The following is a 13,855-nucleotide window of genomic DNA, read 5'->3' as shown; positions in this document are numbered from 1 at the left end:
GTTAAGACTGCATTTTTTTTATTAATTAAATTGCACGTTGAACTTTTCCTGAACGTAAACATCTAGTACATACATTGATAGTTTTAGGTGTTCCGTTAACAATTGCTTTAACTTTTTTAATATTTGGAGCCCAACTTCTATTTGATCTACGGTGAGAGTGACTGTATTGACCACCAAATACAACGCCTTTACCGCATATATCGCATTTTCTTGACATAGAAAACACCTCCTCTTAACCATAAAATAAACAATGAATTGAAACAAAATCTATTTTAACATAAAAGGTATATTTTTATCAAGTAATATATAAAATTTATAGTAAATAAAGTTATAATAAATTAATTTTCTTGAATAATCTATGTATATAATATAAAATATTCATATGGTGGTAATTAAGGAGGAATAGTAATGAAAGGTAATTTGGTTACTGAGAATGGTAATATTTTTTATACCGAAGATGTTTTAGCAAATATCATAGGTTTATCTACAATGGAATGCTATGGTGTAGTGGGTATGGCATCTAGAACTGCTACAGATGGACTGTGGGAACTTTTAAAGAGAGAAAATTTAAGTAAAGGGGTTAGGATTAATTCAAAAGAGAATGCTCTTAGCATAGAACTATATATCATAGTGCAATATGGAACGAAAATATCTGTTATAGCCAATAATATTATTAAAAGAGTAAAATATACTGTTGAAAATTATACTGGACTAAAAGTGTCACGAATAACAGTTAATGTTCAGGGTGTAAGAGTCTAAGGAGGTACTGAAATTGAATTATTTAAAGATAGATGGTGAGCATTTTTACAATATGGTTGTAAATGCTTCTAATAGACTAGAAGAGCAAAAGGAATTTGTTAATTCTTTAAATGTTTTTCCGGTGCCTGATGGTGATACTGGTACAAATATGTCAATGACATTTAAAACTGCGGTTTGTGAAATAGAGAATATTAATACAAAATCAATTGATGAAGTTTCTAAGAAATTAGCAAGAGGAGCATTGATGGGTGCTAGAGGGAATTCTGGTGTTATTTTGTCCCAAATATTTAGAGGAATATCTAAAGGTATGGAAAATAAAAAAGAAGTCAATTCTAGAGAGTTTGCAATTTCTTTGAAAGAGGGGGCAAATTTTGCATATAAGGCAGTTATGAGACCTACCGAAGGTACTATATTGACTATAATAAAAGCTGCTGGTGAAAGTGCTATAAATAATCCTAATAGTGATATTGTAAAATTATTAGAAGAAGTATGTAATCATTGCGAAGCTGTATTAAACAAAACTCCTGATATGTTACCAGCATTGAAGAAAGCTAAGGTAGTAGATGCAGGAGGAATGGGATTACTTATTTTATTAAAGGGTATGTTAGAGGCATTACAAGGAAATGTTATTACAGAAATAAAAAAAGATATTGCAAAACCAAATATATCTGAAAATAAGCAAATAATACAAAGTGATATCAAATTTGGATATTGCACTGAATTCTTTATATTAGCGAATAATGCTGATATTGAAAGCTTTAAAAAAGAATTAGAGCAGTATGGTGATTCTATGGTTGTAGTTGCTTTTGAAGACATAGTTAAGGTACATATTCACACTAATGATCCTGGTCTGATATTATCAAAAGCACTTAAATTAGGAGAACTTTCAAAGATTAAGATAGATAATATGAGAGAGCAACACAGAAATTTATTAAATATTGAAGATGAAACAAAACAACAAGAAGAGGAAGTAGTTGAGAATGTAAGAAAGAAATATGCATTTGTTTCAGTGTCTAGAGGTAAAGGTTTAGATGATATTTTTAAGGACCTTGGAGTTGACTGTGTTATAGAAGGTGGGCAGACAATGAATCCAAGTACGCAGGACATTTTGAAAAGCATTGAAAAATTGAATGCAGATAATATTTTCATTTTGCCTAATAATAAAAATATCATAATGTCTGCATCACAAGCTTCAGAACTTGCAGATAAGAATGTAGTTGTAATTCCTTCAAAGACAATTCCACAAGGAATTACAGCATTAACGGTGTTTGATTTTAATTCAGACTTAGATGAAAACATTAAAAATATGAATGAAGCTATTGGTATGGTTTCAACTGGAGCTGTAACTTATGCAGTTAAGGATACTGAAACCGATGGAAAAGTTATTAAGCAAGGCGACATATTAGGATTGATAGAAGGTAAAATACAGGAGATAGGAAAAGATGTTTTCAATGTTTGCAGTGATATGATTGAAAAAATGGTCAATGAACATAGTGAACTTATAACACTGTATTATGGAGAGGATTGTAAAAGTGAAGATGTAGAGAAATTTGTTAAAGAGTTAGAGGAAAAGTATTCTGACTTAGATATTCAATACTATGAAGGTAAACAACCTCTTTATTATTTTATTGTTTCAGTAGAGTAAACTCGTTTTGCTAAAGCAAAACATCGGGACTTCAGATGGGGGCTCTATTCCACCTGAAGCAAAAAGCTTCAATCTCCCACTTTTATAAGTGGGAGTCTTGTAGAATTGATAAAAGCCTTAGGGCTTTTTTATTTTAATAATTATTGAATATGGAGTGAAATATAGTGAATTTATATGATGATGTCAGATATTTAAAAGGCGTTGGTCCTAAAATGAGTGCAGAATTGCATAAGTGTGGAGTGTTTACTATTTTAGATTTATTGCTATATTTCCCTAGAGATTATGAGTACATTAAATCAAATAAGTATTTTAAAGAAACTACAGTAAATGAAAATGTTATATTGAAATGTACTGTAGAAAAAATATTACAGGATTCTATTACAAGAACAAGGAAAAAAATGTCTACTGTGATATTCAATGATAGTAAAAGTACATTTAAAGGAATATGGTTTAATCAGCCCTATGCTAAAAGAAATTTTGTTCTGGGAAATTCATATATGATTTACGGTAAAATACAAAAATTAGGGCGTGAAATAGTATTGATAAACCCTAAAATAGTTAAAGGAAATGTACATTGCAAAGATAAGATTATTGCAAAGTATCCATTAAAAGGAAAATTAACTAATAGTTTTATGAGTAGAATTATTTCTCAAGTACTAAATTGTGTAGAAATAACGGAAAATATGCCATTGTATATTATTAACAAATTTAAGTTTTGTTCATTGAAAGAAGCTTTAATAAACATACATATTCCAATGGATTATAATAAGCTTAATGAAGCTAAGAGAAGATTAAAATTTCAAGAATTATTTACTTATTCTTTGAAAATATTAATGCTTAGGCATTATATAAACAAAAGCAAGCTAGGAATATCATTTTCGATTTCACCAGAGTTAAAGTTACTAAAAGAAAAAATACCTTTTTCATTGACCAATGCACAAAGTAGAGTTATTAGGGAAATATTGATTGATGAAAAATCAAACAAACCTATGAATAGGCTTCTACAAGGAGATGTAGGATGTGGTAAAACAATAGTAGCTATTATTAGTATTTTTAATGTTGCTATGAATGGTTATCAAGTAGCTATGATGGTTCCTACTGAAATATTAGCTCGTCAGCATTATAATGAAATGTGCAATATTCTAAGAGATTTTGATTTAAGTATAGAATTGTTAGTTGGTAGTACTTCAAATAAGAACAAGAAATTAATTAAAGAGAGATTAAAAAATGGTGAAATAGATATAATTGTTGGTACGCATTCATTACTAGAGTATGATGTTGAATTTAAAAAATTGGGTTTTGTTGTGACTGATGAGCAACATAGATTTGGGGTAAATCAAAGATGTGTATTGTTAAATAAAGGCAATAACATAGATGTATTAGTAATGACTGCAACACCAATCCCTAGAACATTAACACTTTATTTATACGGTGATTTGGATGTTTCAGTAATTGACGAGTTGCCACCAGGAAGAAAAAAAGTTGAAACATATTATTTAAGCAAGTTTGAGAAAAACAGAGTTTATAAATTTGCTTTAGAACAAATAAAACAGGGTAGACAGATATACATTGTTTGTCCCTTAATAGAAGAAAATGAGAACATGGTGTTGACATCTGTTGATAAGTTATATAATGAATTAAAAGATAAATATTTTAGTGATTCAAATGTTGCTGTATTACATGGCAAAATGAATGGAAAAGAAAAAGAAGATATAATGCTTAAATTTAAGAATCATGATATTGATGTATTGATATCCACAACTGTCATTGAAGTTGGAATAAATGTTCCTAATGCCTCTGTAATGATTATCGAAAATGCAGAGAGATTCGGATTAGCACAATTGCATCAATTAAGAGGGAGAGTAGGGAGAGGTAAGTATAAATCTTACTGTATTTTAATTGCTGATATCAAAAGTGACATTACCAAAAGAAGAATGGAAACTATGAAGAAAAGTTCTGATGGATTTTTTATAGCAGAAGAGGATTTAAAAATAAGGGGAAGTGGAGAATTATTTGGTTTAAAACAGCATGGTGAAGATGAATTAATTCTTGCAGATGTTGTTGAAGATTTTGAGTTATTAAAGTATGCAAATGAAGAAGCAAAAAAATTATTATTAAATGATGAACAGGAATATGTTAAAATAAAAGAAGATATATTAAAAAAGATAGATAAGAGCTCAACGTATATTTGTTTCAATTAGTGTAAATATTTAAAAATATGTGTTTATGCAAAATTACAATTTACAAATTTAAAAAATGAAAAACATTTTGTATAATCTAATCGTATATGCTAAAATGTTTACGTTACTTGAAATAAGAAGGGAGATACAATAGTGAGAATTATTTCTGGTATTGCTAAAGGAAGAAAGATTTTGCCTCCAGAAGGGGATGTGACTCGTCCTACTCTTGATCGTGTAAAAGAATCTATATTTAATATTATACAGAATAGAGTAAGAGGTGCAGTTGTTGCAGATATTTTTGCAGGTACTGGGAGTCTTGGTCTTGAAGCAGCGAGTAGGGGAGCAGAAAAGTGTTATTTAATTGATAGGAATGATACAACATTTTCTTTATTAAAGAAAAATGTAGAGAATTTAAAATTTAAGGGCATATGTAAATGCTGCAAAGGTGATTCATATGAGTGGCTTAAAAAGTTTGCGGATGAGAAAATTGTTTTTGATTTGATTTTTATAGATCCGCCATATGCAAAGGATATGATACCTCCAGCAATTGACATTGTTTCAGACTACAAGTTATTGAAAAATGATGGCTTGATAGTATGTAAGATAGATTCAGGAGAGGATATTTTTGAGGGTAATGACATTATAAAACTTTCGGATAAGAGAAAATATGGAAACACAACAGTTGTTTTTTATAAGCATAGGGAGGACTAATATGAAAAAGGCAGTATATCCGGGCTCATTTGATCCAATTACAAATGGGCACCTAGACATTATTGAGAGAGCTTCAAAGCTTTTTGATGAACTTACAGTGGCTGTTCTTGTAAATCCGGATAAAAAAGGTATGTTTGATATTGATGAAAGAGTGGAATTAATTAAAAAAGTTATTGCACAATATGACAATGTGAATGTTGTGAGCTTTAATGGTCTTCTTATTGATTTTATGAATAAGAATGATATAGATGTTATTGTCAAGGGATTAAGGGCAGTATCTGACTTTGAATATGAGCTACAAATGGCATTAATGAACAATAAACTGGATGCTACAAAGGAAACTGTTTTTATGATGACGAGTGCTAAGTATTCTTTTTTAAGTTCATCTGCAGTAAAACAGGTAGCAAAATTTGGAGGATGCATTGAAGGATTAGTTCCAGATGAATTAGTGGAGTTGATTTCAAAAAGAGTTAAGTAAATTAATAAATAGGTGGGGAGCATTTATGGAAGTAATAAAATTATTGGAATATTTACAGGAATTATTAGACACATCTTCTAAAATTCCAATGACCAATAAAGTAGTTGTTAAATATGATGAATTTAATGAGGTTATTGAACAAATAATTAATTATCTACCTGACGAATTTAAAAAAGCACAGTGGATTTGTGAAGAAAAGGAGAGAATACTCAAAGAAGCCACAGAACATGCAGAATTAATACAAAAAGAAAGCATTGACATAATAAGAAAGAAGATAAACAACCATGACTACGTTAAAGAAGCACATATTAAGGCAGAAGAAATTGTCTCTGCAGCTCAAAGAAATGCAAAGACAATTAAATATACTGCACGTGATTATGCTAATGAAATAATGACAGGTATTCAAAATGAGATTACCGAGAAAGAAAAAATTATGCTGAATAATATTAAAAAAGAGTGCGAAAATTTTATTATTGCTATTGAGAAAGATGTTGCCGAAACAAATGCTGTTCTTAAAAAGAATATTGAGGAACTAAGAAAAATTAAATAATCTAAAGAGTTTTTTTATTAATACAGGTGTAACTAGAACACTAATTGTTAATGGTATATACTTATTTGCATTACTGATATGACTAGTATTAACTATTTTTATAGTTGTAGAAACGGAGTCATTGAATAAAATTTTATATAGCAATGCTGTTATCAATGAAGAAAAGAATCCTTGTATAAATTTTTTATAAATGTACTTTTTTATTGATATTTTGTGTTTGTATGTGAAAGAATAAACTTGCATTATTATAGATAGTCCACTAAATGAAACAAGAAAACTTATTATAATAAGTTTTGTGAGTAAATTTAGAGAAATAGATGAAATCATGTTGCACCCATTTGTCATTTCTAATAATCCTAGAGTACTGCTTTCAACAATTTGTTTTAAAGAAGTTTGAATGAAGAGTTTTGATAATATATATTTAAATAATACATTGTTTTTTAGAATGTGTGTAATAACTGAAAATATAGTTATAAAACCTCCTATCATAAGTGAGGTTTTTATTGAGTCTTCAATACTTATCTGAAATATACTTCCAATATTTTGTGATTTTGGCTTATATATATTTTCAGGAATATATTTTGAAATAACTACTTCTTCATTTTTAAGGATTGTACCCATTATAAAACATGATATATAATTTGATATCAGAAGAAGATATCCTATTTTAGGGTTTCCTAACATAGATGTACCTACTGCACCTATCAAGAATAATGGACTTGCATTAGATGCTACATTTAATAGTTTTTCATAGGTATTGATATCTATAATATTCTTTTCATACAGTTGAGCAGAATATTTAGCCCCTAATGGATATCCACATAGAGCACTAACAATTATCACAAAACTACATTGTTTAGGTAGTCTTAATGGCTTACAGATAATGTTTCCAAATAATTTTGAATATATATCTATTCCATTGGAATAGATTATTATATTACAAACTACTAAAAATGGAAAAAGAGATGGAAAGACATTACTAAAAAAAAGTTTAGCACCTGTTAATGCTGATTGAATACAAATTTTAGGATATATTATTATTTGCAATATAAATATACTAGAAATTATTGTTAATAAAATATTGTTTTTGATATTTTTAAACAATTTAAAAGATAACATAATTATGATGATTATAGTAATATATAAAAATAAGTTTAACAAAATAAAAACTCCTAATAATTGTTTATACTATGTATATTTACTTATTGATGAATTGATTACAAAATATTATTAGTTATCAATTATTATGGGTTTATTTATATAGTCACAGTTATATTTAATATTATTATTTAATAAACTATAAGCTTTTGTTGATTGAATGTCTAAAGCTAGAAAATCATTGTGATATTTTGGAATATTAGTAATAAGAGCTATGTCTGTATTTTTCTTTATTTTATTTAATATGTATTTACCTTTGTTATTAAATCCTAGTATTCTAGCATAAGGTGCTTCCATTTTTCTCATGTTGTCAATATCAAATTGTTCAAATCCTATAAAGTATTGACAAAGAATTCTAGATATTCTCGTGTAAGTATATCTTTTGCTTTTAATGTTTTTTACGATAGCTTCGTAAGAATTATTGTTTTGTAGTACATCTATAATTTTGTTATCTAGTCCCTCTGAAACATCAGGGATTTTTTTTATAGCTCTCTTGTAATCAGTAAGTGCTTTATACTTTAAATGTTTTAGCATATCATCTGGATATGTGAAACTGTAATTTGATAAAATCAATTCATTTATAATATTGTATGATTCATTAGGAACATGTTTTTTTAGAATATCAATTTTTGAACTTGATTTAATGTATCTTCTTATAGATGTAGCACTAGAAAATATGTTATTTAACTTACCTTCATTGTAAGCTCCGCCTTGCCTTTTAATAGTTATTACATCTATGTTACTCTTTAATTTTATCAAAGCTTTGCAGTATTCAATACCTAAAATGTTATTAGAAGAATTTAATATTTTATCTGAATCATTATTAAATTTGTTAAATAAATCACTATTTGCTAAGTATTCTTTTAGAGAATTACTTCTAGCAGTAGGAAATCTCTCACCCCTAGATATGTGATATTTTAACAGTTTTTTATAGTTTGCATCTTCTTTTACTAAAACAGAAGCAATTTTGTATAGAACTTCAGCGTTACCTATTTCACTTCCAAATGAAATATAGTCAACAATACCTAACCTGTTTAGTATGCTTACTGCACCAAAAGCAAAAAATTCAGCTGAAGCTAGGCTATATACTATTGGCAATTCTATGATTAAATCTATACCATTCTTAAGAGCCATTCTTGTTCTTATAAATTTATCAATTAGAGCAGGTTCACCTCTTTGCACAAAATTACCACTCATAATACAAATAACTGCATCGCAATTTGTAAGCTTTTTTGTGCTGTCTATATGGTAAACATGCCCGGAATGAAGAGGATTATATTCTGCAATTATTGCTGCTACTTTCATATAAGTTACCTCCAGTAATTATTATTTAATGGTTATATATTATAATATCACAAATTTGTATAAATAATATATAAAATTTCTATAAATGAGCAAATTTCAATCCATTAAATGTAAAACAACATTTTAGTGCGATTTCCAAGCATCATATAGTACATGAAAATGATAAAATTCAATATTACAAACTGAGTTGTAAAGTCATTTGTAATATATTGTAATGAATTTTGCTCGTTTAAAGAATAATATATATAATTTGATAATGTTAATACATATAAGTATGTTAAATATATAACAAATTAAAATATACATTGTGTGTTATACTAAATCTATAATTTAATGTTTTATTTTAATATTTTACTTGAAATATGTGTATCAAAAGATTATATTATTTATGTAATCCTAAAAGTTTGAAAGGAGTAATAATTATGGAACTCATGAAAAAAATTTATGACATGGCTAAAGCAGATAAAAAAAGAATAGTTCTTCCTGAAGGAGAAGAGGAAAGAACTTTAGTTGCTGCTGAAAAAATAAAAAATGAAGGATTAGCTGAATTGATATTAGTTGGTTCAGAAGATGTAATTAATGAAAAAGCTAAAGAGTTAAATGTAGATATAAGTGGAATTGAAATTGTTAATCCTGAGACATCTAAAAAAACTAGCGAATATGCTAAAGCTCTTTATGAATTGAGGAAACATAAAGGAGTAACTATAGATAAAGCAGAAAAGATGGTTCTAGATACTGTGTATTATGGAACTATGATGGTAAAATTAGATGATGCTGATGGTATGGTTTCAGGAGCAATTCATACAACAGGTGATTTATTAAGACCAGGACTTCAAATAATAAAAACAGCTCCAGGAATTAATGCTGTATCAAGTTTCTTCTTAATGGAAGTTCCAAACTGTGAATATGGAGAAAATGGATTTTTACTATTTGCAGATTGTGCAGTTAATCCGAATCCTACAGCTGAACAATTAGCTTCTATAGCTATTTCGACAGCTGAAAGTGCAAGAGGACTAGCTAAAATAGAGCCAAAGGTAGCAATGTTATCATTTTCAACAATGGGAAGTGCCAGTCACGAATTAGTTGATAAGGTGAAAAAAGCAACTGAAATAGCTAAAGAACAAAGAAGTGATATTATGATTGATGGTGAATTACAATTAGATGCAGCTATTGTTCCAAAAGTTGCAGCACAAAAAGCACCAAACAGCAAAGTTGCTGGAAGTGCAAATGTTTTAGTATTCCCTGATTTACAAGCTGGTAATATTGGTTACAAACTAGTACAAAGATTTGCTAAAGCTGAGGCAATTGGACCGATCTGTCAAGGATTTGCTAAGCCAATAAATGATTTATCTAGAGGATGCAGTCCAGAAGATATAGTAAATGTGGTTGCGGTAACAGCGGTTCAAGCGCAAAGCAAATAACATAAATTTATTTAAGGAGGACAAAGTGATGAAAATATTAGTTATTAATTGTGGAAGTTCATCATTAAAATATCAGTTAATTGATATGGAAAATGAGAAAGTTCTTGCGAAAGGACTTGTGGAAAGAATAGGAATTGAAGGTTCAATACTAACTCAAAAAGTTAATGATGAAAAATACATAATAGAGAAACCTATGAAAGATCATCAGGTGGCTGTTGAGCTTGTATTAGGAGCTCTAGTTGATAGTACTCATGGAGTGATTTCTGACATGTCAGAAATATCAGCAGTTGGACATAGAGTTGTTCATGGTGGAGAAAAATATGATAGATCTGTTATTATAGATGATGATGTTATGAATAACTTGGAGGAATGTGCTAAGCTTGCACCACTTCATAATCCAGCAAATATTATTGGTATTAATGCATGTAAAAAATTAATGCCTAATACTCCTATGGTTGCAGTTTTTGATACAGCATTTCATCAAACTATGCCAGAGCATGCATATATGTATGCATTACCATATGAATACTATGAAAAGCACAGTATTAGAAGATATGGTTTCCACGGTACTTCTCATAAATTTGTTTCACTTGCAGCTGCAGAAATGATGGGCAAAAGTATAGAAGATTTAAAAATAATAACTTGTCATTTAGGCAATGGAGCAAGTTGTACAGCAATTAAAAATGGTAAATCTGTTGATACATCAATGGGATTTACACCACTTGAAGGATTAGTAATGGGTACAAGATGTGGCGATTTAGATCCTGCAATAATTCCTTTTCTAATGAGGGAAGAAAATTTATCAGCTGAAGAGGTTGATAAAGTTATGAATAAGAAATCAGGAGTGCTTGGAGTTTCTGGTGTTAGCAGTGACTTCAGAGATATAGAGGCTGCGGCTGAAAGTGGAAATCATAGAGCACAGCTTGCATTAGATTTATTCCATTACAGAGTGAAAAAATATATTGGTGAATATGCAGCAGCGATGGACGGTGTAGATGCTATTGTATTTACAGCAGGTCTTGGAGAAAATTCTAAAGAATCTCGTAAAGAAATATGCAAAGGTTTAGAATTTATGGGAATTGAAATAGATAAAGAAAAGAATAATATTAGAGGTAAAGCTGTTGAAATAAGTACTGATGATTCTAAAATAAAGGTGTTTGTAATACCAACAAATGAAGAATTGATGATAGCAAGAGATACATTAGAATTAGTAAAATAGAAATATCAAAATAATCTATTAATATTATTTTTAAATATTATTATTTTGGGCAGATTTTACTGCCCAGAATAATTTTATAAGCTAATTAACTTGACTTTTTTTATTATTATTTATATAATAACTTATGTTTGAATTCATTGCTTCTAAAAAAGTTATGAAGAAAGTACATACAAATGAGGGTTGACTATGTTGATTGATTTATCTAAATTGCTTAGAGGACAAGAGCTTAAAAAAAATATTCATATTGAATTTGAAAAAGAAAAATTTTTTGATGGAAGTGAGTATATTGACTTTTCTAAACCAGTTGTTATTACTGGAAGTTTTAGCAAAAGTGGCGATGTAATTGAATTCAAAGGTCAAATAAAAACTGAGTTGATTTTGAATTGCTCAAGATGTCTGGAGAGATTCAAGCATGCATTTGATGAACCATTAGAGGTTTCATTTACATCAGATGTTAAATTATCGGATGAACATATTTTTATTGACTCAGAAGAAATTGAATTTGATTCAATTATTGAATCGTGTATTATTTTTGAACTTCCATTTAAAAGGCTCTGCAGAGAGGATTGTAAAGGTCTATGTCCTTATTGTGGCGTAAATCTTAATTATGTTTCTTGCAATTGTAAACAGAATCATAACTTTGATTTAGAAGAAAATGAAGAAGATAATTTTGATCCTAGATTTGCTAAATTGAAGGATTTATTTAAAAATAATTAATACATTTGTTGCACTTATTAAGGAGGTGTTATAATGGCTCATCCAAAGAGAAAAACTTCAAGAGGAAGAAGAGATCAAAGAAGAGCTTCTAATTTCAAGGCAACTATGCCTGGAATAGTAGAATGTCCTCAATGTCATGAAATGAAATTAGCTCATAGAGTATGTAAGAATTGTGGATATTACAAAAACACAGAAGTTGTTGCAGCTAATGAATAATAAGAAAGTCGAAAGACTTTCTTTTTCTTTGCCCGTTTCTGTTGAATGAGTATTTTATTTATATGGATAAAACAAACAAAATGATATATAATTATATTATTATTTCATTTTTGGAAAGAGAGTGGTAATTGTGAGAATTGTTGTAGATGGAATGGGCGGAGATAATTGTCCAAATGCAATTGTAGAAGGATGCGTATTAGCACAAAAAGAGTATGATATAGAAATTTTTATAACAGGTCCTAAAGAACTTATAAGTAAAGAACTGAAAAAATATAATGTTAATACTAATAAAATAACCATTGTAGATGCTAGGGAAGTAATTAGCCCAGAAGAACATCCTGCAATGGCTGTTAGGAGAAAAAAAAATTCATCGTTAAGTAAAGCACTCTATATGGTTAAAAACGGCGAGGCTAATGCTGTAATATCTGCGGGTAGTACTGGAGCGTTTCTTACTGGTGCGACTCTAATAGTAGGGAGAATTAAAGGTATAAATAGACCAGCATTGGCACCAGTTATGCCAGGGAAAAATGCACCTTTTATGGTGATTGATTGTGGTGCAAATGCAGAATGTAAACCTAAAAATTTGATACAGTTTGCATTGATGGGCGATATATATTTCAAAAAAATTATGGGTGTTGATAATCCTACCATAGGATTGGTTAATATAGGTACAGAAGAAGGAAAGGGTAATGAGCTCACTAAAGAGACTTACAATATGTTAAAACAAATGAAATTTAATTTTGTTGGTAATGTTGAAGCTAGAGAAATTTCTACAGGTAATGTAAATGTGTTGGTTTGTGATGGATTTGTTGGAAATACCGTATTAAAAATGTATGAAGGAGTTTCAATGAATCTATTTAGCATAATAAAAAAGGAAATGTTATCTTCATTTAGAGGTAAAATAGGTGGATTGATGTTAAAACCAGTATTTAAGAAGATAGCTAAAGATTTTGACTATAAAGAGTATGGAGGTGCTGCATTTTTAGGTGTAGATGGAATTTGTATAAAAGCACATGGAAGTTCTGATGCTAAGGCTATTAAAAATGCTATTGCTCAAAGTGTAAAATATTATAATAATAAAATAATTGAGAGTATTAAAAGTGAATTAGAAGAAATAAATAATGAATTTGAATAAAAACTTAATTTTTGTAAACTATATTTTTATATAATTAAAAAATTTATAGTTGATAAAATAACTTAAACATATTAATATTTATGTAGAGGAATTTATATATCTGATTATTATGGGAGGTAAATTTATGGTTTTAGAAAAAGTAAAAAACGTTATAATTGATCAATTAAATGTGGATGAAGAGGAGATTAATTTGGATTCATCTTTTATAGATGACTTAGGTGCTGATTCTTTAGATGTTGTAGAGTTAATAATGGCTCTTGAAGAAGAATTCGACATTGAAATTCCAGATGAAGATGCTGAAAAGGTTTCAACTGTTGGAGATGTAGTTGAATACATTAAGTCTCGTGTTGAAGAGTAATTA

15 protein-coding genes are annotated in these 13,855 nt (G+C 28.8%); 12 read left to right on the top strand and 3 right to left on the bottom strand.

The window, feature by feature from the left end:
- Positions 1–25: 25 nt before the first annotated feature.
- The gene (rpmB, locus tag CLTEP_RS01450; RefSeq protein ID WP_066821437.1) at positions 26–217 is read right to left on the bottom strand and encodes a 50S ribosomal protein L28; all 192 of its coding nucleotides are present in this window, start codon (positions 215–217) and stop codon (positions 26–28) included.
- 191 nt (positions 218–408) lie between these two features.
- On the opposite strand from rpmB, the gene CLTEP_RS01445 reads away from it, so the two are divergent.
- The 6 genes from CLTEP_RS01445 (at position 409) to CLTEP_RS01420 (ending at position 6,323) form a co-directional block, all read left to right on the top strand.
- Entirely contained in the window at positions 409–759 is a 351-nt protein-coding gene (locus CLTEP_RS01445) for an Asp23/Gls24 family envelope stress response protein (protein ID WP_066821435.1), read from the top strand.
- A gap of 13 nt (positions 760–772) precedes the next feature.
- Positions 773–2,404, top strand: coding sequence for a DAK2 domain-containing protein (locus CLTEP_RS01440; protein WP_066821433.1), 1,632 nt, complete (start codon positions 773–775; stop codon positions 2,402–2,404).
- Positions 2,405–2,568: 164 nt separating this feature from the next.
- Positions 2,569–4,605 carry an ATP-dependent DNA helicase RecG gene (recG, locus tag CLTEP_RS01435; protein ID WP_066821431.1) on the top strand — a complete coding sequence of 679 codons (2,037 nt, stop codon included), beginning with the start codon at positions 2,569–2,571 and terminating at the stop codon, positions 4,603–4,605.
- Between the two features lie 132 nt (positions 4,606–4,737).
- Positions 4,738–5,295 (top strand): 16S rRNA (guanine(966)-N(2))-methyltransferase RsmD, encoded by a 558-nt coding sequence (rsmD, locus tag CLTEP_RS01430; RefSeq protein WP_066821429.1) that lies wholly within the window; start codon positions 4,738–4,740, stop codon positions 5,293–5,295.
- A gap of 1 nt (position 5,296) precedes the next feature.
- Positions 5,297–5,773 (top strand): pantetheine-phosphate adenylyltransferase, encoded by a 477-nt coding sequence (coaD, locus tag CLTEP_RS01425; RefSeq protein ID WP_066821426.1) that lies wholly within the window; start codon positions 5,297–5,299, stop codon positions 5,771–5,773.
- 25 nt (positions 5,774–5,798) lie between these two features.
- Complete coding sequence (locus tag CLTEP_RS01420) at positions 5,799–6,323, top strand: ATPase (RefSeq protein ID WP_066821424.1); 525 nt, start codon at positions 5,799–5,801, stop codon at positions 6,321–6,323.
- Here CLTEP_RS01420 and ylbJ read toward each other — a convergent pair.
- A complete protein-coding gene (gene ylbJ, locus CLTEP_RS01415) occupies positions 6,306–7,442 on the bottom strand; it encodes a sporulation integral membrane protein YlbJ (RefSeq protein WP_066821888.1) in 1,137 nt (378 codons plus the stop codon). The genes CLTEP_RS01420 and ylbJ overlap by 18 nt on opposite strands.
- A gap of 111 nt (positions 7,443–7,553) precedes the next feature.
- Positions 7,554–8,786 carry a nucleotidyltransferase gene (locus CLTEP_RS01410; RefSeq protein WP_066821421.1) on the bottom strand — a complete coding sequence of 411 codons (1,233 nt, stop codon included), beginning with the start codon at positions 8,784–8,786 and terminating at the stop codon, positions 7,554–7,556.
- Between the two features lie 422 nt (positions 8,787–9,208).
- Here CLTEP_RS01410 and pta point away from each other — a divergent pair, with 422 nt between their 5' ends.
- The 6 genes from pta (at position 9,209) to acpP (ending at position 13,852) form a co-directional block, all read left to right on the top strand.
- Entirely contained in the window at positions 9,209–10,207 is a 999-nt protein-coding gene (gene pta, locus CLTEP_RS01405) for a phosphate acetyltransferase (RefSeq protein ID WP_066821420.1), read from the top strand.
- Positions 10,208–10,235: 28 nt separating this feature from the next.
- Positions 10,236–11,426, top strand: a complete 1,191-nt coding sequence (locus CLTEP_RS01400; protein WP_066821417.1) for an acetate kinase — start codon at positions 10,236–10,238, stop codon at positions 11,424–11,426.
- A gap of 186 nt (positions 11,427–11,612) precedes the next feature.
- Positions 11,613–12,143, top strand: coding sequence for a YceD family protein (locus tag CLTEP_RS01395; protein ID WP_066821413.1), 531 nt, complete (start codon positions 11,613–11,615; stop codon positions 12,141–12,143).
- A gap of 33 nt (positions 12,144–12,176) precedes the next feature.
- Positions 12,177–12,359 (top strand): 50S ribosomal protein L32, encoded by a 183-nt coding sequence (gene rpmF / locus CLTEP_RS01390; protein WP_066821410.1) that lies wholly within the window; start codon positions 12,177–12,179, stop codon positions 12,357–12,359.
- A 130-nt stretch (positions 12,360–12,489) separates the two neighbouring features.
- Positions 12,490–13,494, top strand: coding sequence for a phosphate acyltransferase PlsX (plsX, locus tag CLTEP_RS01385; RefSeq protein WP_066821407.1), 1,005 nt, complete (start codon positions 12,490–12,492; stop codon positions 13,492–13,494).
- A gap of 124 nt (positions 13,495–13,618) precedes the next feature.
- A complete protein-coding gene (gene acpP, locus CLTEP_RS01380) occupies positions 13,619–13,852 on the top strand; it encodes an acyl carrier protein (protein ID WP_066821404.1) in 234 nt (77 codons plus the stop codon).
- The last annotated feature ends 3 nt before the right edge of the window (positions 13,853–13,855 follow it).

Origin of the sequence: Clostridium tepidiprofundi DSM 19306 (assembly GCF_001594005.1) — a bacterium.
GTDB classification, from domain to species: Bacteria; Bacillota; Clostridia; order Clostridiales; family Clostridiaceae; genus Clostridium_AC; species Clostridium_AC tepidiprofundi.
This window is presented reverse-complemented; position numbering and strand designations above follow the sequence as displayed.

What these genes read in the sequence shown, in the direction of transcription:
- CLTEP_RS01400 (WP_066821417.1), top strand. Translation starts at nt 10,236, where the DNA reads ATGAAAATATTAGTTATTAATTGTGGAAGTTCATCATTAAAATATCAG.
- rpmB (WP_066821437.1), bottom strand. Translation starts at nt 217, where the DNA reads ATGTCAAGAAAATGCGATATATGCGGTAAAGGCGTTGTATTTGGTGGT.
- rpmF (WP_066821410.1), top strand. Translation starts at nt 12,177, where the DNA reads ATGGCTCATCCAAAGAGAAAAACTTCAAGAGGAAGAAGAGATCAAAGA.
- acpP (WP_066821404.1), top strand. Translation starts at nt 13,619, where the DNA reads ATGGTTTTAGAAAAAGTAAAAAACGTTATAATTGATCAATTAAATGTG.
- CLTEP_RS01395 (WP_066821413.1), top strand. Translation starts at nt 11,613, where the DNA reads ATGTTGATTGATTTATCTAAATTGCTTAGAGGACAAGAGCTTAAAAAA.
- CLTEP_RS01410 (WP_066821421.1), bottom strand. Translation starts at nt 8,786, where the DNA reads ATGAAAGTAGCAGCAATAATTGCAGAATATAATCCTCTTCATTCCGGG.
- CLTEP_RS01445 (WP_066821435.1), top strand. Translation starts at nt 409, where the DNA reads ATGAAAGGTAATTTGGTTACTGAGAATGGTAATATTTTTTATACCGAA.
- ylbJ (WP_066821888.1), bottom strand. Translation starts at nt 7,442, where the DNA reads ATGTTATCTTTTAAATTGTTTAAAAATATCAAAAACAATATTTTATTA.
- pta (WP_066821420.1), top strand. Translation starts at nt 9,209, where the DNA reads ATGGAACTCATGAAAAAAATTTATGACATGGCTAAAGCAGATAAAAAA.
- coaD (WP_066821426.1), top strand. Translation starts at nt 5,297, where the DNA reads ATGAAAAAGGCAGTATATCCGGGCTCATTTGATCCAATTACAAATGGG.
- CLTEP_RS01420 (WP_066821424.1), top strand. Translation starts at nt 5,799, where the DNA reads ATGGAAGTAATAAAATTATTGGAATATTTACAGGAATTATTAGACACA.